General features: G+C 71.8%; 16 protein-coding genes. 7 read left to right on the top strand and 9 right to left on the bottom strand.

Annotation, left to right across the window (positions count from 1 at the left end; all coding sequences use genetic code 11):
• Positions 1–29 precede the first annotated feature (29 nt).
• Positions 30–1,430, bottom strand: a complete 1,401-nt coding sequence (locus tag ACIQH8_RS08785; protein WP_400997246.1) for an amidase — start codon at positions 1,428–1,430, stop codon at positions 30–32.
• Between the two features lie 66 nt (positions 1,431–1,496).
• Entirely contained in the window at positions 1,497–2,486 is a 990-nt protein-coding gene (locus ACIQH8_RS08790) for a DMT family transporter (RefSeq protein ID WP_400997248.1), read from the bottom strand.
• A 128-nt stretch (positions 2,487–2,614) separates the two neighbouring features.
• Between ACIQH8_RS08790 and lpdA the strand changes: the two genes are divergently transcribed.
• Positions 2,615–4,015, top strand: a complete 1,401-nt coding sequence (lpdA, locus tag ACIQH8_RS08795; protein WP_400997250.1) for a dihydrolipoyl dehydrogenase — start codon at positions 2,615–2,617, stop codon at positions 4,013–4,015.
• Between the two features lie 180 nt (positions 4,016–4,195).
• Here lpdA and ACIQH8_RS08800 read toward each other — a convergent pair whose 3' ends face one another.
• Positions 4,196–5,809, bottom strand: coding sequence for a cation acetate symporter (locus tag ACIQH8_RS08800; protein ID WP_400997252.1), 1,614 nt, complete (start codon positions 5,807–5,809; stop codon positions 4,196–4,198).
• A complete protein-coding gene (locus tag ACIQH8_RS08805; RefSeq protein ID WP_400997255.1) occupies positions 5,809–6,177 on the bottom strand; it encodes a DUF485 domain-containing protein in 369 nt (122 codons plus the stop codon). Before ACIQH8_RS08805 ends, ACIQH8_RS08800 begins: the two co-directional genes overlap by 1 nt.
• A gap of 180 nt (positions 6,178–6,357) precedes the next feature.
• Here ACIQH8_RS08805 and ACIQH8_RS08810 point away from each other — a divergent pair, with 180 nt between their 5' ends.
• The 4 genes from ACIQH8_RS08810 to ACIQH8_RS08825 are packed head-to-tail and all read left to right on the top strand — an operon-like array spanning position 6,358 to position 10,350.
• Positions 6,358–7,590, top strand: coding sequence for a sensor histidine kinase (locus tag ACIQH8_RS08810; protein ID WP_400997257.1), 1,233 nt, complete (start codon positions 6,358–6,360; stop codon positions 7,588–7,590).
• A complete protein-coding gene (locus tag ACIQH8_RS08815; RefSeq protein ID WP_400997259.1) occupies positions 7,587–8,324 on the top strand; it encodes a LytR/AlgR family response regulator transcription factor in 738 nt (245 codons plus the stop codon). Before ACIQH8_RS08810 ends, ACIQH8_RS08815 begins: the two co-directional genes overlap by 4 nt.
• Entirely contained in the window at positions 8,321–8,887 is a 567-nt protein-coding gene (locus ACIQH8_RS08820) for a DUF485 domain-containing protein (protein WP_400997261.1), read from the top strand. Before ACIQH8_RS08815 ends, ACIQH8_RS08820 begins: the two co-directional genes overlap by 4 nt.
• The gene (locus ACIQH8_RS08825) at positions 8,884–10,350 is read left to right on the top strand and encodes a cation acetate symporter (RefSeq protein WP_400997263.1); all 1,467 of its coding nucleotides are present in this window, start codon (positions 8,884–8,886) and stop codon (positions 10,348–10,350) included. Before ACIQH8_RS08820 ends, ACIQH8_RS08825 begins: the two co-directional genes overlap by 4 nt.
• Positions 10,351–10,527: 177 nt before the next feature.
• Here the strand turns inward: ACIQH8_RS08825 and ACIQH8_RS08830 are convergent, their stop codons facing one another.
• The 5 genes from ACIQH8_RS08830 to ACIQH8_RS08850 form a co-directional block, all read right to left on the bottom strand.
• Positions 10,528–11,181: a GNAT family N-acetyltransferase gene (locus ACIQH8_RS08830; RefSeq protein ID WP_400997266.1), complete on the bottom strand. Its 654-nt coding sequence runs from the start codon at positions 11,179–11,181 to the stop codon at positions 10,528–10,530.
• Positions 11,182–11,422: 241 nt separating this feature from the next.
• Positions 11,423–12,709, bottom strand: a complete 1,287-nt coding sequence (locus ACIQH8_RS08835; RefSeq protein WP_400997268.1) for an adenylosuccinate synthase — start codon at positions 12,707–12,709, stop codon at positions 11,423–11,425.
• Between the two features lies 1 nt (position 12,710).
• Complete coding sequence (locus ACIQH8_RS08840; RefSeq protein ID WP_400997271.1) at positions 12,711–13,250, bottom strand: DUF3151 family protein; 540 nt, start codon at positions 13,248–13,250, stop codon at positions 12,711–12,713.
• A gap of 51 nt (positions 13,251–13,301) precedes the next feature.
• Positions 13,302–14,153: an NAD(P)H-hydrate epimerase gene (locus ACIQH8_RS08845; protein ID WP_400997273.1), complete on the bottom strand. Its 852-nt coding sequence runs from the start codon at positions 14,151–14,153 to the stop codon at positions 13,302–13,304.
• A gap of 96 nt (positions 14,154–14,249) precedes the next feature.
• Positions 14,250–15,707 carry a S8 family peptidase gene (locus ACIQH8_RS08850; protein WP_400997275.1) on the bottom strand — a complete coding sequence of 486 codons (1,458 nt, stop codon included), beginning with the start codon at positions 15,705–15,707 and terminating at the stop codon, positions 14,250–14,252.
• Positions 15,708–15,943: 236 nt separating this feature from the next.
• On the opposite strand from ACIQH8_RS08850, the gene argG reads away from it, so the two are divergent.
• Positions 15,944–17,371 carry an argininosuccinate synthase gene (gene argG, locus ACIQH8_RS08855; protein ID WP_400997278.1) on the top strand — a complete coding sequence of 476 codons (1,428 nt, stop codon included), beginning with the start codon at positions 15,944–15,946 and terminating at the stop codon, positions 17,369–17,371.
• Between the two features lie 121 nt (positions 17,372–17,492).
• Entirely contained in the window at positions 17,493–18,968 is a 1,476-nt protein-coding gene (gene cls, locus ACIQH8_RS08860; RefSeq protein ID WP_400997281.1) for a cardiolipin synthase, read from the top strand.
• The last annotated feature ends 44 nt before the right edge of the window (positions 18,969–19,012 follow it).

Consider the following 19,012-nt stretch of genomic DNA (forward strand, 5'->3'; position numbering starts at 1 on the left):
AAGTAACCAACCATCTTCGCGAGCGGATGTCAAGACCGACCGGGCACCTCCGGTACCGCGGCATCCGCCGGTCGCTCGCGCTCCCACCACGCGGACAACGCGAGGACCCGGAGATCCGCGAAGCGCGGGCCCGCGATCTGGAGTGCGATCGCTCGACCGTCGGCGGTCGTACCGGCGTTGATGCTCACGGCCGGCTGGCCCGACAGGTTGAACGGGAGCGTGAACGCGATGTGCGCCATCCCGAGATCCTCCTCGCCCCACGGCATCGGCCGCTCGGCCGGGAACGCGGCCATCGGCGCGACCGGCGAGAGCACGGAGTCGAACGGCGCCGTCGCGAGGACCGTGCGATGCCGGAGCTCACCGAGGTCGTCGTACGCGGCGAGCGCGGCGATGCCCGAGACGTCGGCGCCGGGCGCGACCCATCGCGCGATGTAGGGCAGCACGCGCGCCCGCGCCTCCGGCGCGAGATCGTCGTAGAGGCGCCGGAACCGCACGCGCCAGAACCGGTCGGCCTGGCCGAGCAGCCCGTCGTCCACGAACGGCCCGAGTTCGACGACCTCGGCGCCGGCCGCGGCGAACCGGTCGGCGGCCGCGCGCACGGCGGCGGCGACCTCGGGATCGACGGGCAGGCCGGCGCCCGCGTCGGTGTGCACCGCGATCCTGAGCCCGCGGACGTCGAGCCCCGGATCGGCCCAGTCGAGCTGCTCGTACGGCAACGATGTGTGGTCGCGCACGTCGGGCCCGGTCACGACCGCCATGGCCGCGGCGAGATCGGCCACGCGACGACCGATCGGGCCGCCCGCCCGGCCGAGGTACGGCGGATCGATCGGCACGCGCCCGGCGCTCGGCTTCAGGCCGACGAGACCGAGCCACGCCGCGGGGAAGCGGATCGAGCCGCCGATGTCGGTGCCCATGTGGATCGGCCCGAGGCCCGCAGCGGCGGCCGCGCCGGCGCCCGCGCTCGACCCGCCCACGGTGAGCGCCGGGTCGAGCGGGCTCCTGGTGATGCCGTGCAGGCTCGAGACCCCCGACGAGAGCATCCCCCAGTCGGGCATCGTCGTCGAACCGAGGACGACGGCGCCCGCCTCGCGCAGCCTCGCCACGATCGGCGAGTCGGCGTCGGGCACGACCGGGGCGGATGCCGCGGAGCCCGACCGGGCGGGTACGCCCGCGCGCAGCATGTTCTCCTTCACCGTGACCGGCACACCGTCGAGCACGCCGAGCGGGGCACCGCGGCGGAAGCGCTCGGCGCTCGCCGCGGCATCCGCTCGCACCGCATCGGGATCGTGATCGGCGAACGCGTTCACGACCGGCTCGAGTCGTGCGATGCGGGCCAGCGCGTCCTCGGCGACGTCATCGGGCGTGGTCGCACCCGCTCGGAACGCGGCGGCGAGTCCGGCTGCGGAGGAGGTCGCATCGACGGTCGTCACCTGCTCACCTCACCACATCGCGTGGCGACTGCACAGGGCCGGCCCGGTCCGGCCCCCGAGCGCGCGTCAGGCGGCCGTCGCCGAACGGCGCGCGAGCGGCATCCGGACCCTGCCCTGCGCCAGCAGGATCCCGAGCATGACGACGAGCGCGCCGAGCGGCTCGTTCCACGACAACGGCTCGCCGAGCACGAGCACGCCGAGCGCGACACCCACCACGGGCGTGACATAGGTGACCGTCGAGGCGTTCGTCGGCCCCCAGTCGCGGATCACGCCGATGTTCCAGACGTACGCGAGGCCGGTGCCGAAGATGCCCAGCACGGCGAGACTCGCGACGATCGGCAGGTCGAGCGCGACCGGTCCGACGGCGAGGATCGGGGTGAGGAGCAGCATGACCACGGCGCCCATGCCGACCTGGAGGAACGCGAAGGTCGTCTGCGCGATCGGCCGGCCGCTCAGGAACCGGCGGGTGTAGCCGAACATGATCCCGTAGCACGCGGTCGCACCGAGGCACGCGAGCTGGCCCGCGAGGCTGCCGCCGAGCTCGGTCACCCACGGCGCGATGATCACGACGACCCCGGCGATGCCGACGAGCACTCCGAGCCAGCGCGACGCGTCGAGCCGCTCGACTCGGAACGCGAGGGTCGCGGCGAGCGCGGTCATGATCGGCGTCGTCGCGTTGAGGATCGACGCGAGGCTCGAGGTCACCGACTGCTGCGCCCACGAGAAGAGCAGGAACGGGATGGCGCAGCCGAGCACGCCGATGACGAGGAAGTGGAGCCAGACGACGGGCTGCCGCGGCAGCACCGGGCCTCCGCCGACGCGCGGGCGCGCGACGAGGACCACGAGGCCCAGCGTGAGTCCGCCGAGCACGGCGCGGGTCCAGGCGACCTGCGTGAACGAGATGCCCGTGAGCGCGACCGCCATGAACAGGAAGCTCGCGCCCCAGACGAGGCCGGCCGCGAGGAACTGCACCCAGGTGCGGATGCCGCGGCGTCGCGGCGCACCGCCCGAGGTCATCGTCGTGGCGGCGGTCGTGGTGGTGGAACCAGTGGTCACCGGATCACGGTACGTCGCCGCCGGCGCCGCGACGAGGGCTCCGGAACGCGATGTCCGGAACCCGCCGAACGTTGGCAGGCGGACGCCACCCGTGCCGATCCCGGGGCGCCCAGCCTAGGCTGGGCGCCATGACCACCCACTTCGACGTCATCGTCCTCGGTGCGGGTCCCGGCGGCTACGTGGCCGCCATCCGCGCCGCCCAGCTCGGCCGCAAGGTCGCCGTGATCGAAGAGAGGTACTGGGGCGGCGTGTGCCTCAACGTCGGCTGCATCCCCTCGAAGGCGCTGCTGCGCAACGCCGAGCTCGCGCACATCTTCCAGGCCCAGGGCCAGACCTTCGGGATCTCCGGCGACGTGCACTTCGACTTCGGCGCCGCGTACGATCGCAGCCGCCAGGTCTCGGAGAAGCACGTCAAGGGCGTCCACTTCCTGATGAAGAAGAACGGCATCACCGAGTTCGACGGCCGCGGCTCGTTCACCGGCCCGAACGGCATCGACGTCGCGAAGGCCGACGGCACGGTCGAGAGCCTGACCTTCGACAACGCCATCATCGCGACCGGCTCGAAGGTGCGCCTGCTGCCGGGCGTCGAGCTCTCCGAGAACGTCGTCACGTACGAGTCGCAGATCCTGACGCGCGAGCTGCCGCGCTCGATCGCGATCGTCGGCGCGGGCGCCATCGGCATGGAGTTCGCGTACGTGATGCGCAACTACGGCGTCGAGGTCACCGTGATCGAGTTCCTCGACCGCGCCCTGCCCAACGAGGACGCCGAGGTCTCGAAGGAGATCACGCGCCAGTACCGCAACCTCGGCGTGCCGATCCTCACCTCGACGAAGGTCGAGACGGTCACCGACCAGGGCTCGCAGGTCACCGTGACCTACACGGGCTCCGACGGCCAGCCCGGCTCGCTCGTCGTCGACAAGGTGCTCATGGCCGTCGGCTTCGCGCCGAACGTCGAGGGCTTCGGCCTCGACGCGACCGGCGTGCAGCTCACCGAGCGCGGCGCCATCGCGATCGACGAGCGCATGCGCACCAACGTGCCGCACATCTACGCGATCGGCGACGCCACCGCGAAGCTCATGCTCGCGCACGTCGCCGAGGCGCAGGGCGTCGTCGCGGCCGAGACCATCGCCGACGCCGAGACGATGGAACTGGGCGACTACCGGATGATGCCTCGAGCCACCTTCTGCTCGCCGCAGGTCGCGTCGTTCGGCCTCACCGAGCAGCAGGCCCGCGACGAGGGCCACGACGTCATCGTGGCGAAGTTCCCGTTCACCGCGAACGGCAAGGCGAACGGCCTCGGCGACCCGGTCGGGTTCGTCAAGCTCGTCGCCGACAAGGCCCACTACGAGCTGCTCGGCGGCCACATCATCGGCCCGGACGCCTCGGAGCTGCTACCGGAGCTCACCCTCGCGCAGAAGTGGGACCTCGGCGCGCTCGAACTCGCCCGCAACGTGCACACGCACCCGACGCTCTCCGAGGGCCTGCAGGAGGCGTTCCACGGCCTCGTGGGGCACATGATCAACATGTAGGACGCGGCGCCGTCGGGTGTCCCGGGCGCAGCGCAACGGGGGCGGATGCCGGGCCCGAGGCCCGAGGCATCCGCCCCCGTCGTGCCGGCGACGAGGTCGTGGGCAGGCGGTCCCACCCCGTCGCAGTCGTGTCCGGCGGCCGCCCGCTACCCCATCCCGGAGCGGCCGCCGGAGTCTCTCCTAGTGGCTCACCGCCTTCTCGGCGCCGAGGCCGGTGAGCGAGCGGACCTCCATCTCGGCCTGCTTCTCGGGGCTCTCGACCGTCTTGTCGAGCTTGCTCACGATCCATCCGAGGAGGAAGGCCAGCGGGATCGAGACGATGCCCGGGTTCGACAGCGGGAAGATCGCGAAGTCGATCGCGTCGGTCTTCAGCATCGAGGTCTCGGAGCCCGAGACGACCGGCGAGAACACGATGAGCACGATCGCCGAGATCAGGCCGCCGTACATGCTCCAGAGGGCGCCCTTGGTGGTGAAGCCCTTCCAGAACAGCGAGTAGACGATCGTCGGCAGGTTCGCCGAGGCGGCGACCGCGAACGCGAGCGCCACCAGGAACGCGACGTTCTGCCCGTTCGCGCCGATGCCGCCGATGATCGCGACGACGCCGATGATGACGACCGTGCGGCGGGCGACCTTGACCTCGGCGCCCGGCTCGGGCTTGCCCTTCTTCACGACCGAGGCGTAGATGTCGTGCGCGAACGAGGCGGCCGCGGTGATCGTGAGGCCGGCGACGACCGCGAGGATCGTCGCGAACGCGATGGCCGAGATCAGGCCGAGGAGCACGGGGCCCCCGAGCGCGAACGCCAGCAGCGGCGCCGCCGAGTTCGGTCCGCCCGGTGCGGCGGCGATGACGGCGGGGCCGACCAATGCCGCCGCGCCGTAGCCGAGCACGAGCGTGAACACGTAGAAGATGCCGATCAGCCAGATCGCCCACACGACCGACTTGCGGGCCTCCTTGGCGGTCGGGACCGTGTAGAAGCGCATGAGCACGTGCGGCAGGGCCGCGGTGCCGAGCACGAGCGCCAGGCCCAGCGAGACGAAGTCGATCTTGCTGATCTCCGAGACGCCGTACTTCAGGCCCGGGTCGAGGATCGCCGGGTTCTCCGCAACCGCGACCGCCTTGTCGAGCAGCGCCGAGAAGTCGAAGCCGTTGAGCGCGAGCACCCAGATCGTCATCACGCCGGCACCGGCGATGAGCAGCACGGCCTTGATGATCTGCACCCAGGTGGTGCCCTTCATGCCGCCGACGAGCACGTAGAGGATCATGAGCGCGCCGACGACGGTGATGACGACGGCCTGTCCGACCTGGTCGCCGACGCCGAGCAGCAGCGACACGAGGCCACCGGCTCCAGCCATCTGCGCGAGCAGGTAGAAGAAGCACACCACGAGGGTCGTCGTCGCCGCCGCGATGCGCACCGGGCGCTGCTTGAGGCGGAACGACAGCACGTCGGCCATCGTGAACTTGCCCGTGTTGCGGAGCAGTTCGGCGACGAGCAGGAGCGCCACGAGCCAGGCGACGAGGAAGCCGATGGAGTACAGGAACCCGTCGTAGCCGTTCAGCGCGATCGCGCCGACGATGCCGAGGAACGACGCCGCCGACAGGTAGTCGCCCGCGATCGCCGAGCCGTTCTGGCCTCCCGTGAACGAGCGGCCCGCCGCGTAGTAGTCGGCCGCGGTCTTGTTGTTCCGGCTGGCCCGGAACACGATGACCATGGTCACCGCGACGAACGCACCGAAGATGCCGATGTTGAGCCAGGGGTTGCCGGGCGAGCTGGTCGCCGCTTCGAGGTGGAACATCAGCGCGCGACCTCCCGGGCCTCGAAGTCGCCGGACTCGATCTCGGTGCGGATCTTCTCCGACCGCGGGTCGAGCTGCTTGTTGGCGTAGTGGACGTACCACATGGTCACGGCGAAGGTGGTGACCACCTGCGCGAGGCCGAGCACCATCGCCACGTTCACGCTGCCGAACACGCGGGTCGACATGAAGTCGACCGCGTACACGGCCAGCAGCACGTAGGCGAAGTACCAGACGAGGCACGCCGTGAGGACGGGGAAGACGAAACTGCGGTGGGTCTTGCGGAGCTCCTGGAACTCCGGGGATTGCTGCACGGCGGGGTAGTCGACGTGACTCAGGTCGACTTCCGCACTCAGGGCGTCGTTGCCCATGGCGTCTCTCCTTCGAGGGGATGCGGCACGGGCTCGGCCCGCTCCGCTGCGGTCGCAATGCGTCCATGGTGACCGCGACGATCACCCGCCGGGGGCCTCGACCGCTCGTCGTCGGTGAGCGGCGCCGACCGTGCGACGAACGGCGCGGGGCGACGACGAACGACGGCTACAGTGACGTGCATGCCCGAGTCGATGCTGCTCGCCGCCGCTGCCGGCGTCGTGGCGGGCGCGCTCGCGGTGGGCGTCGTGGTGCTGCTCCGCCGCCTCGCGGTGCAGTCGAAGGACCTCGGCACCGACGCCGAACGGGCGACCTACGAGACGCTGCACCTCGCGTCGCGCGCGGCCAAGCACCTGCGGGGCGACATGACCGAGGCGGATGCCGCGCGCGCGGCGCGCCACCTGCGGGCCCTCCTCGGCGCGGACACGCTCGCGCTCGTGATGACGGCCGGACCCGTCGCGGTCGACGGCGACGAGACGCTCATCGCCGCCGCGGAGCGGCTCGCCGACGAGGCGGTCGGAAGCGGACGGCCGCAGGTCGAGCGGCGCGTGCCGACGCCGTCGGGTGAGACGGATGCCGCGGCCGCGCCGATCCTCGCGGACGGCGTCGCGGTCGGCGCGGTCGTCGCGTTCGCGGGGCGGGTGCGTGCCGGGCTCGTGCGCGCGACGGGCGAGGTCGCCGAGTGGGTCGCGGCGCAGGTCGAGCTCGGCGAGCTCGACGCGTCGCGGGCGGCGCTCGCCGAGCTCGAGGTGCGCGCGCTCCGCGCCCAGATCAGCCCGCACTTCATCTACAACTCGCTGAACGCGATCGCGTCGTTCATCAACACCGACCCGGCGAAGGCCCGCGAACTCGTGCTCGAGTTCGCCGACTTCACTCGATACTCCTTCCGCCGCCACGGCGACTTCACGACCGTCGCCGAGGAGCTCCGCTCGATCGACTCGTACCTGAAGCTCGAGCGGGCGCGGTTCGGCGATCGCCTGCGGGTGACGCTGCAGGTCGCGCCCGAGGTGCTCTCGACCGTCATCCCGTTCCTGTCGATCCAGCCGCTCGTCGAGAACGCCGTGCGCCACGGCCTCGAGGCGAAGGAGGGCGGCGGACGCATCACGATCACCGCCGAGGACCGCGGCGCGTTCGCCGAGATCACGGTGGAGGACGACGGGGTCGGCATCGACCCCGAGGTCGCGGCGGAGGTGCTCGCGGGCGGTACGCCGGGCGAGCACGTGGGCCTCCGGAACGTCGACGCGCGCCTCCGGCAGGTGTACGGCGACGAGCACGGGCTCGTCGTGGAGACGAACGTCGGTGCGGGCACGCTGGTCCGCATGAGCGTGCCGAAGTCCCAGCCCGGCCGTTCCGCGGCATCCGTCGACGCCCGGCCCGGCCGCCCCGCCGAACCGGATGGGAGACTGGTGCCGTGATCTCGGTCCTCATCGCCGACGACGAGCAGCCCGCCGTGGACGAGCTCGCGTTCCTGCTCGGACAGGACCCGCGGATCGGCGTCATCCACCGCGCGACCTCGGGCGCCGAGGCCATCCGGATCCTGACGCGCGAGCCGGTCGACGCGGCGTTCCTCGACATCCACATGCCGGGCCTGTCGGGCTTCGACCTCGCCCGGGCCCTGCAGCGCTTCGAGCACCGGCCGGCGTTCGTGTTCGTCACGGCCGACGAGGAGGGCGCGCTCGAGGCATTCGACCTCGCGGCGGTCGACTACCTGCTGAAGCCCGTCCGCACCGACCGCCTGCACCGCTCGGTCACGCGCGTCGTCGAGTCGATGGGCCAGGGCCAGGCGACGGATGCCGCGCCCGCGCGCCCCGAGATGATCGCCGTCACACTGGGTGGCACGACGCGCATGATCCGCCGTGACGACGTCCGGTACGTGCAGGCGCAGGGCGACTACGCCCGGCTGCACACCGACGAGGCGAGCTACCTGGTGCGCGTGCCGATGTCCGATCTCGAGCGGCAGTGGGCGGACGCCGGCTTCGTGCGCGTGCACCGGTCGTACCTGGTCGCGCTGCCGCACGTGACGCGGGTCCGGCTCGGCGGCGACCGGCCCACCATCGTGGTCGGGCAGGCCGAGCTGCCCGTCAGTCGGCGGCTCCTGCCCGGGCTCCGCGAACGACTCGAGGCGGCGACGCCGCGGGCGCGACCGTGAGCACCGAGCCCCCCGGCGCCCCCGACCCCGGTGGTCGACTCGGACGCGAAGCCGACCCCGGTGGTCGAGTCGGACGCGAAGCCGACCCCGGTGGTCGAGTAGGACGCGAAGCCGACTCCGGTGGTCGAGTAGGACGCGAAGCGCCCGTACCGAGACCACCCCACGACGACACCGCCGTCTCGACCCCGCCCCGCGTGCGCGTCACCGCTCGCGGCACGGCCGGCCCCGCGGCATCCGACCGCCGACCCGCCGCGCGCACGCGCGGACCGGGCACCGACACCGGACCCACCGACATCCAGTCGGTCTACGTTCGCTCGCTCATCCGGTCGCAGCTCCGCCTCGCGCTGATCTGCGCCGCCGGGTTCGTGCTCGCGACTCTCGTGTTCGTCGGCGTGATCGCGTTCGCGCCGGCGCTCGACGGCGCGTTCGTCGCGGGCGTGCCGGTGTCGTGGCTGCTCCTCGGCTTCGGCGTGTACCCGCTCGCGATCAGCGTCGCCGCGCTGTACGTGCGCGCCGCGACCCGCAACGAGGCCCGCTACCGGTCGCTCGTGGAGGACGCGTGAATCCCGCCGTGGGCTACACCGCGATCGTCGCGGTCGCGCTCGCGTCGGTGCTGATCGGCTTCTACGGCCTGCGGATCTCGCGCACCACGAGCGACTTCTACGTCGCGAGCCGCACCGTGCGCCCCTGGTGGAACGCGTCGGCGATCGGCGGCGAGTACCTCTCGGCGGCATCCTTCCTCGGCATCGCCGGGCTGATCCTGCTCACCGGGTCGGGCGGCATGTGGTTCCCGATCGGGTACACGGCGGGGTACCTCATGCTGCTGCTCTTCGTCGCGGCGCCGCTCCGCCGGTCGGGCGCGTACACGATCCCCGACTTCACCGAGGCGCGGCTCGAGTCGCTCGCGGTCCGACGAGTCACGAGCGTGCTCGTCGTGGTGATCGGATGGCTCTACATCGTGCCGCAGCTGCAGGGCGCCGCGCTCACGGTGCGGATCACGACGGGCCTGCCGAGCTGGGTCGGGTCGGTCGCGGTCGCCGCGCTCGTCGCGATCGTCGTCGCGTCGGGCGGCATGCGCTCGATCACGTTCGTGCAGGCGTTCCAGTTCTGGCTGAAGCTCGCGGCGATCGCCGTGCCCGTCGTCGCGCTCCTCCTCGTGACCGGCGCCGTCGAGCCCGCGCTGCCGCCCGCCGAGGCGTTCCCGGCCGCCGACGGCCCCGGGTCGCTCGACATCTACCGGACGGTCTCGCTCATGGTCGCGCTGCTCCTCGGCACGCTCGGCCTGCCGCACGTGCTCGTGCGCTTCTACACGAACCCCGACGGGCCGGCGGCGCGCCGCACGACCGTCATCGTGCTCGTGCTGCTGTCGGTGTTCTACGCGTTCCCGACCCTGTTCGGCCTGCTCGGCCGGGCCTTCGCTCCCGACCTCGCGACGCCGGGCGACGCCGACGCGCTCGTCCTGGTGCTGCCCGACCGCCTGCTGCCCGGCGTCTGGGGCGACCTGCTCACGGCGCTCGTCATCGGCGGCGCGTTCGCCGCGTTCCTGTCGACGTCGTCGGGCCTCGTGGTCTCGGTCGCCGGCGTCATCTCGCAGGACCTCCTCGGCGGCAGCGTGCGCGGTTTCCGCATCGCGGCGTTCGCCTCGACGGCCGTGCCGCTCGTCGTCGCCTTCGCGACCGAGCCCGCCGGGCTCGCGGGCAGCGTCGGCCTGGTGTTCGCGTTCACGGCGTCGACGCTCTGCCCCGTGCTGATCCTCGGGATCTGGTGGCGCGGCCTCACCGCTCGCGGGGCCATCGCCGGCATGGCCACCGGAGCGACGCTCTCGGGGGCGGCGATCCTCGGCGGCGCCCTCCTCGCGGCGGCGGCGCCCGCCATCCGCCCCCTCGTCGAACAGCCGGCCGCCTGGACGGTGCCGATCGCGGTGCTCGTGACGGTGCTCGTCTCGCGGGCCGACCGGCGACGGATGCCGCGGGGCACCGACGCGTTCCTCGCGCGGTTGCACCTGCCGGAACGCGATCTCGGCTGAGCGCGGCGGCGACGCACGACGATCGCGCCTCGCGGTTCGGGAGAAAAGGAGAACGGGACCACCGTTCTCCCCGATGCACGCGACGGATCCCTCGGAGGGATGCGGTGTTCGTCACGGGTCCTCGCGTGCTCGGGAGGAGCAGGCAGCACCTGCGCAACGGATCTTCGTGTCGGCCGGCTACCGCTCCCGCGGCGGCCCCGCGAGCGTCACCGGCCGGTCGCCCCACGCCGCGAGCCTCGACTCGAGCCCGGCCCGTACCGCGGGCCACTCGTCCACGAGGATCGCGTACACCGCGGTGTCGCGCCACGAACCGTCAGGGCGCCGCATCGCGCGGCGGTTGATGCCCTCGAAGCTCGCCCCGAGTTTCACGATCGCCGCGCGCGAGCGCGCGTTGAGGGCATCCGCCTGCAGCTTGACCCGGCCGAAGCCGTGGTCGAATGCGAGGCCGAGCATGAGGAGCTTGACCTCGGGGTTCACGGCCGTGCCCCACACGCGCGGGTCGAACCCCGTCCAGCCGATGTGGGCCGACTCGTTCGGCAGGTCGAGGTCGCCGAGCTTCGTCGCGCCGACGAGTGCGCCGTCGTCGGGGCCGCCGCGCAGCCGCACCGCGAACGGGATCGCATCGGACGCCGGCGTGTACGAGGCGCGCGCGAACGCCTCGAACGCCGCGTCGTCGGCCGGCAGGCCGGAAGGGCCACCGGCGAATCCGCCCGCGAACACCTCGGGTCGCCCGATGGCCTCGCGGAGGGCCCCGAAGTCCTGCTCGGCGAGGGGGGCGAGGACGACATGGCGGCCCTCGAGGGTGTGGACGAGCGGGCGAGCGGCGGGCACCGGCCCAGTCTGGCACGCCGGCCGTGGTTCGCCCGCCCAGGCGTCTCCCGCGCCGAAGTTCGCAGGATGAGACGCGCCATCCCCACCCCACACGACCTCTGGGCCCGCTCATCCTGCGAACTCGAGCCGATGCCCGCGGTCGCCCGTCTCGCGACGCGCGAGCGACGCGCACGAGGGGCGGATGCCACGTGGCATCCGCCCCTCGTCGTGCCGTCGCCGTCGCGCTGCGGGCGCGCCGCCGTCAGTCGAGCAGGTCGTGCAGCTGGACGATCTCGTCGCGGCCCGGGCCGACGCCGATCGCCGAGAAGCGCGCGCCCGACATCGCCTCGAGCTCGCGGACGTAGCTCTGCGCGTTCGGCGGCAGGTCCTCGAAGGAGCGTGCACCCGAGATGTCCTCGGTCCAGCCCGGGAACTCCTCGTAGACGGGCTTGGCGTGGTGGAAGTCGGACTGCGAGACCGGGACTTCCTCCATGATCACGCCGTCGACGTCGTAGGCCACCGCGACCGGGATGCGGTCGATGCCGGTGAGCACGTCGAGCTTGGTGAGCACGAAGTCGGTGACGCCGTTGATGCGCGCGGTGTAGCGGGCGATCGGCGCGTCGTACCATCCGGTTCGGCGACGACGGCCCGTGGTGGTGCCGAACTCGTGCCCCTTGTCGGCGAGGAACTCGCCCCACTCGTCGAAGAGCTCGGTCGGGAACGGCCCCGAGCCGACGCGCGTCGTGTAGGCCTTCACGATGCCGATGACGCGGTCGATGCGGTTCGGCGCGACGCCCGACCCGGTGACGGCGCCGCCCGACGTCGCGTTCGACGACGTGACGAACGGGTAGGTTCCGTGGTCGACGTCGAGCATCGTCGCCTGGCCGCCCTCGAAGAGCACGGTCTCGCCCGCCTCGAGCGCCCGGTGCAGCAGGAGCGACGTGTCGGTGACCATGGGGCGGAGCCGATCGACGTAGCCGAGCAGCTCGTCGACGACCTCGTCGACGCCGATCGCGCGACGGTTGTAGACCTTCAGCAGCAGGTGGTTCTTCTGGTCGAGGGCGCCCTCGACCTTCTGCCGAAGGATGTTCTCGTCGAAGAGGTCCTGCATGCGGATGCCGACGCGGTTGATCTTGTCGGCATAGCTCGGGCCGATGCCGCGGCCGGTCGTCCCGATCTGGCGCTTGCCGAGGAAGCGCTCGGTGACCTTGTCGAGCGTGCGGTGGTACTGCGTGATGACATGCGCGTTCGCCGAGATCTTCAGCTGCGAGGTGTCGACACCTCGCGACTCGAGCCCCTCGATCTCCTCGAAGAGCACCTCGATGTCGACGACGACGCCGTTGGCGATGACCGGGGTGACGCCGGGCGTCAGGATGCCCGACGGCAGCAGGTGCAGGGCGTACTTCTCGTCGCCGACGACGACGGTGTGCCCCGCGTTGTTGCCGCCGTTGAACTTGACGACGTAGTCGAGGCGCGAGGAGAGCAGGTCGGTCGCCTTGCCCTTGCCCTCATCGCCCCACTGCGCTCCGATCAGCACGACCGCGGGCATGTCAGTCCTCTCGTGCCGCACCCGGCGCGGCGGATTCGTCGGACGGGTCGCCGTCCGTCGCCTCGGGCGACGGCAGGGGCGGCAGGGGATCCGTGATGACGCTGATGACCTGCGTGGGCGTGAACTCCGAGGCGATGCGGGCGGGCGCTTCCGCGTCGGCGGCCTCGAGATCGGATGCCGCGCGCGCTGCGCGCTCGGCGAGCCCGAGCCGCGCCGCGGCACGACGTTCGGCGTCGAGCGCGCGCAGGTAGGCGCGGTTCGGCTCCTCCGACCAGGGCACGGGCTCGCCGGCGCGCCATCCGGATGCCTCGAGCGAACCGCGCGCGAGGTCGACGGCGACGACGGCGTACGCGAACGCGTCGAGCGCACGCCCCTCGGAGTCGGCGAGGTCGGCGAGTTCGGCCCAGGCGAGGGGCGATGAGGGGTGGTCGGCGACGACCCCGGCGACCGACGCACGGTCGGCTTCGCTCAGCGCCCGCTTGACCTCGGGTTCGTCGGCGAGCACCGCCTCGGCCTCCGGTGTGGTCTGTTCCTGAGTCACACTCAACCGTAACGCATGGGGTTCCGGCGGCCCGGGAGGGCGCCGCGGGCGTCAGGGCAGCTCGTGCCGCCATCCGCTCGTCACGACCGGCTGCACCCCGGCGAGCGCCGCGCCGAGCCCGAGGTCGACGAGCACGATGCGTCCGACGAACTCGACCGCGGGGCCGAACAGGAGCCCGCCCTTCACCGCGCCCATCGTCACGGTCACGTCGGCGGGGAGCACGGTGGGGTCGGGCACACGTCCGTCGTCCGGCGAGATCCCGCTCGGCAGGTCGACGGCGACGACGAGCGGATGCCGCGTGCCGTGCCCCGCACGAGCGACCCACTCGGGCCCGAGCACCGCGCGCACGCGCGCCACGACCTCGCGCGCCGTCCCCCGCAGCGCGGGGCTCGCGGCCGCCCCGATGCCGAGGATCCCGTCGATCAGGACGTCGGCGGAGGCGACGACGCGGTCGAACGTCTCGGCGTCGCCCGGGTCGAGATCGGTCGCTCCGGCGGCGTGAGCCGCTGCCGCACCGCCCTCGTGGAGGCGCGAGCCCACCGCGACGATCCGCACATCGGCGCCGCGCGCGGCGAGATGGGCGCCCGCGAAGAGCGCGTCGCCCCCGTTGTCGCCGGACCCCACGAGGACGACCACGAGCGGCCGCAGCGCGGCATCCGTCGCCCCACCGCCGCCCGTGGGGGTCGTTTCGCGACGCGCCGACGGGCTTGCAGCCGTCGTGCTGTCGTGAAACGACCCCCCAGCGGACGCGACGAGACGCCCGACCTCGTCCGTGAGCGCCAGCGCTGCGCGCTGCATGAGCGGCTCGCCCGCCGCGAGCAGCGGGCGCTCCGCGGCGCGGACCTGTTCGGCCGTGTAGCCGTCGCGCGGCGACGGTGCAGCGGCCCGGTCGACGTCGGCCATGGATCCGAGCCTACGCCGTGTCATCCGGTCCGCCCGGGACACGCGTGAGGGGCCGGGCCCGGAGGCCCGACCCCTCACGATCGATCGCTCAGCGCGTCACTGGACGACGTTGAACGCGTTGACGTTGCCGGCTCCGTAGAAGCCGTTGCGCTCGCCGCCCGTGCAGGTCGCCGGGTAGCCGGGGCGCGGCTCGTAGACGCCCTCCGGGCACTCCAGCGCGGTCGCCGTGCGCTCGAGGAACGAGGCGAGCTGGCCGACCTTCATGTCGGGGTGCGCCGAGATGGCGAGCGCCGCGACGCCGGCCGCGTGCGGGCCGGCCATCGACGTGCCCTGCTTGTATCCCCAGCCGTTGCCGGCGACGGGGCTCCAGGTGGTGGAGAGCACGGCGTCGGCGATGGTGGAGGAGGCGCCTCCGGTGCGGAAGCGGGTGTCGCCGCCGGGAGCGGTGACGTCGACCACGCCCTGGCCGTAGGACGAGTAGTAGCTCTTCTGCTCGGTCGGGCCGACGGCCGAGACGGTCACCACGCCGGGAGCCTCAGCGGGCAGGTCGCGGCACGCGCCCGTGATGGTGCGGTCCTCGACGGGGTAGCTGCCGTCGTTCGGGCTCGACGAGTCGACGAACTTGTGCTGCAGGTCGACGTTGCTGTTGCCGGCCGACGCCACGGTGAGCGTGCCCTTCGACTGCGAGTAGCTCAGTGCGCGCTGCACAGCCTGCCAGACGGGACGCTGGCGCGGGTCGTTCACGCAGTTGAACTCCCACGGGTCGATGTAATAGCTGTTGTTCGTGACCGGCATGCCGTGGTCGGCCGCCCAGAGGTAGCCGCAGATCGCGGCCTCGGGGAAGATGTAGCCGTCGTCGTTCACGACCTTCACCGAGGCGACCTTCACGCCGGGCGCGACGCCCGCGATGCCGACGCCGTTGATCGCCGCGGCGATCGTGCCGGCGACGTGCGTGCCGTGGTCGGAGGTCGTCGGGTTCCACGCCGCCTCGTCGGTGTCGACGACGCCGCCGATGCACGAGGCGCTCTGGTCGAACGCGATCTGCGACGCCAGGTCGGGGTGGCTCGACGAGATGCCCGAGTCGAGGACGCCGACGACGACCGACGAGTCACCCGTGGTGACCGCGTGCGCCTCAGGCACGTCGATCTGCTCCATGTCCCACTGCAGGCCCCACAGCGGCTCGCCGGTGGGGTCGCCGGGCGCCTCGACGGCGGACTCGTCGAGCTCGGCGACCGTCTCGTCGTCGATCAGCTCCGTTCCGAGCCCGTCGGTCGACGCGACCGACTGGACGCCCGAGCCCGTGACCGCGGTCTCGAACGCCGTGTTCGTCGACGACGCCACGAGCACGCCGATCTGGTCGTAGCTGGCGACGACTGTGCCGCCGGCCGCCGCGACGCGCTTGGCCGCAGCCTTCGTGTTCGCGCCCTGCGGCGCGAGCACGAGGTAGGTGCTCTCCGGGCCGACCGCGGCGGCGGGAACGGCGGCTGCCGTCCCGACCAGGCCCACGGCCAGGGCGACGGCGGATGCCGCGCCGATCACCTTGTGGTTCCTCATCGTGTCTCCGTTTTCATGTGCGTGGAGGGTCCCGCCGGACGAGTCGTCGGGCGGTACGGCCGGTCCAGTGGTTGCGACGCGACGCGACGACGGTGGTGCCGCGTGGCCGGATGCGGCGAGCCTATCCACGACCCCCGACCGGGGGATAGCCTCTCCCGGAAATCCCGTCCGACCGATCAGTCGGGCGTCCGTCCGCGCGTCGTCTCGCGCGCACGCGCGCAAGTAGGCTGGTCGGCATGTCGAAAGTCCTCTCGAGCCTTCCCGTCGGCGAGCGCGTCGGCATCGCCTTCTCCGGGGGTCTCGACACCTCCGTCGCGGTCGCCTGGATGCGCGAGAAGGGCGCAGTGCCCTGCACGTACACCGCCGATCTCGGCCAGCCCGACGAGCCCGACGTCGATGCCGTACCGGGTCGCGCGCTCGAGTACGGTGCCGAGATCAGCCGGCTGGTCGACGTGAAGACGGCGCTCGTCGAGGAGGGCCTCGTCGCGCTGCAGTGCGGCGCGTTCCACATCCGCTCGGGCGGGAAGACGTACTTCAACACCACGCCGCTCGGCCGCGCGGTCACGGGCACCATGCTCGTGCGCGCGATGATGGAGGACGGCGTCGACATCTGGGGCGACGGCTCGACCTACAAGGGCAACGACATCGAGCGGTTCTACCGCTACGGGCTCATGGCCAACCCGCGCCTCCGCATCTACAAGCCGTGGCTCGACAGCGCCTTCGTCACCGAGCTCGGCGGTCGTACCGAGATGAGCGAGTGGATGCAGGCGCGCGACCTGCCCTACCGTGCGAGCGTCGAGAAGGCGTACTCGACCGACGCGAACATCTGGGGCGCGACGCACGAGGCGAAGAAGCTCGAGGACCTCGACGCCGGCGTCACCATCGTGGAGCCCATCATGGGCGTCCGCTTCTGGGACGAGTCGGTCGCGATCGCGGCGGAGGACGTCACCGTCCGGTACGACCAGGGTCGTCCGGTCGCCCTCAACGGCGTCGAGTTCGACGACCCGGTCGAGCTGGTGCTCGAGGCCAACCGCATCGGCGGGCGCCACGGCCTCGGCATGAGCGACCAGATCGAGAACCGCATCATCGAGGCGAAGTCGCGCGGCATCTACGAGGCGCCGGGGATGGCGCTGCTGCACGTCACGTACGAGCGGCTGCTCAACGCGGTGCACAACGAGGACACCGTGGCGAACTACCACAACGAAGGTCGCCGCCTCGGGCGCCTGATGTACGAGGGCCGCTGGCTCGACCCGCAGTCCCTCATGCTCCGCGAGTCGATCGTGAAGTGGGTCGCGTCCGCGGTGACCGGCGAGGTGACGCTGCGCCTGCGTCGCGGCGACGACTACACGATCCTGAACACCGAGGGTCCCGCGCTCAGCTACCACCCCGACAAGCTCTCGATGGAGCGCGTGGGCGACCAGGCGTTCGGCCCCGAGGACCGCATCGGCCAGCTGACGATGCGCAACCTCGACATCGCCGACTCGCGTGCGCGCCTCGAGCAGTACGCGTCGCTCGGCATCGTGGGCGGCGCGACCGCGCAACTCGTGGGCGAGATCGCGTCGGGCCGCGCGGCCGAGATCCTGGCAGGCGAGGCCGAGACCGACCTCGACGCCGCGACGGATGCCGCGAACGAGGCCGCCGCGTTCGACCTCGGCACCGACTGACGTCGGGCGGGGCCCGCGTCGGACAGGAATCGGACTGACGCGAGAGGCCCTCGCACCAATACGATCGCCTTCAGGACTCGCGGACTGGGGGCGATCGTATGGGTGCTGTCGAGGCGACGCAGTGAGCGGCGGCGAGTGGGCGGCGGTCGTCGGCGCCCTCGTGATCCTCGTCGACCTGGCGATCCGTATCACGGCGCTCATCATCATCCCGCGCGACCGCAAACCGACCGCCGCGATGGCGTGGTTGCTCGCCATCTTCCTCATCCCGTTCGTCGGGATCCTGCTCTACCTGCTGATCGGCAACATCCGGCTGCCCAAGCAGCGGATGGCACGACAGGACGAGGCCGACCGGATGATCGCCGAGCGCACCGCCGGAGTCGATCTCGTGGCCGACCATGCGTCGTGGCCGACGTGGTTCGACCGGGCAGTGGCGCAGAACACGAGGCTCACGGGCCTGCCGGCGACGTCGGGGAACCGCGCGACCCTGATCGACGACTACCAGGGCTCGATCGACGCGATGGCGGCGGATGTCGCGGCCGCGACGCGGTTCGTCCACGTCGAGTTCTTCATCGTCGCGCTCGACGACACGACCCGCGGTTTCTTCGCCGCGATGGAGGACGCGGTGCGCCGCGGCGTCCGGGTGCGGCTGCTGATGGACCACATCGCCTCGTCGAAGGTGCCGTTGCACAAGGCCACCGTCGAGGAGCTCGATCGCATCGGGGTCGAGTGGCACTACCTGCTTCCCGTCCGCCCGTTGAAGGGCGAGTGGCAGCGTCCCGATCTCCGCAACCACCGCAAGATCGTCGTCGTCGACGGCGCGATCGGTCACATGGGCTCGCAGAACCTCATCTCACGCGACTACGACTCGGAGAAGAACCGCAAGCGGGGCCTCATGTGGCAGGAGCTCGTCACCAGGGTCACCGGCCCGGTCGTCGCCGAACTCAATGCGGTGTTCCGCTCCGACTGGTTCGCCGAGACCGGTGAAGTGCTGGGCGAGGAGGACAACGTCCGTGCGATCGACCTGCCGATCGACACCTCGGCCGAGGCGCTCGACTGCCAGGTCGTGCCGAGCGGTCCGGCGTTCGAGAGCGAGAACAACCTGCGGCAGTTCCTCACGCTCGTGAACGCGGCGCAGGAGCGCGTGATCATCACGAGCCCGTACTTCGTCCCGGACGAGGCGATGGTCTACGCGATCACGTCGGCGAAGCTGCGCGGGCTCGAGGTCCAGCTCTTCGTGTCGGAGATCGGCGACCAGGGCGGGGTATGGCACGCGCAACGTTCCTACTACCGCGCACTGCTCACGGCGGGGGTGCGGATCTTCCTCTACCCGGGGCCGTACATCCTGCACGCCAAGCACGTGTCGATCGACGACGACGTCGCCGTCATCGGCTCGAGCAACATGGACATCCGCTCGTTCGCCCTGAACTTCGAGGTGACCATGCTCGTGCGCGGCGCGTCCTTCGTCGCCGGCATGCGCGAGGTCGAGCAGCGGTACCGCGACCTCGGGCGCGAGCTCACGCTGGAGGAGTGGAACCGGGAGCCGGCGTCGCGCACGTTCCTCGACGGCATCGCGCGGCTCACCTCGGCCCTGCAGTAGTCCTGCCGATCGCCGGAGTCTGGGCATTCGCTTCGCATCGGCGA

Source organism: Agromyces sp. GXQ0307 (assembly GCF_044769845.1).
Taxonomy (GTDB): domain Bacteria; phylum Actinomycetota; class Actinomycetes; order Actinomycetales; family Microbacteriaceae; genus Agromyces.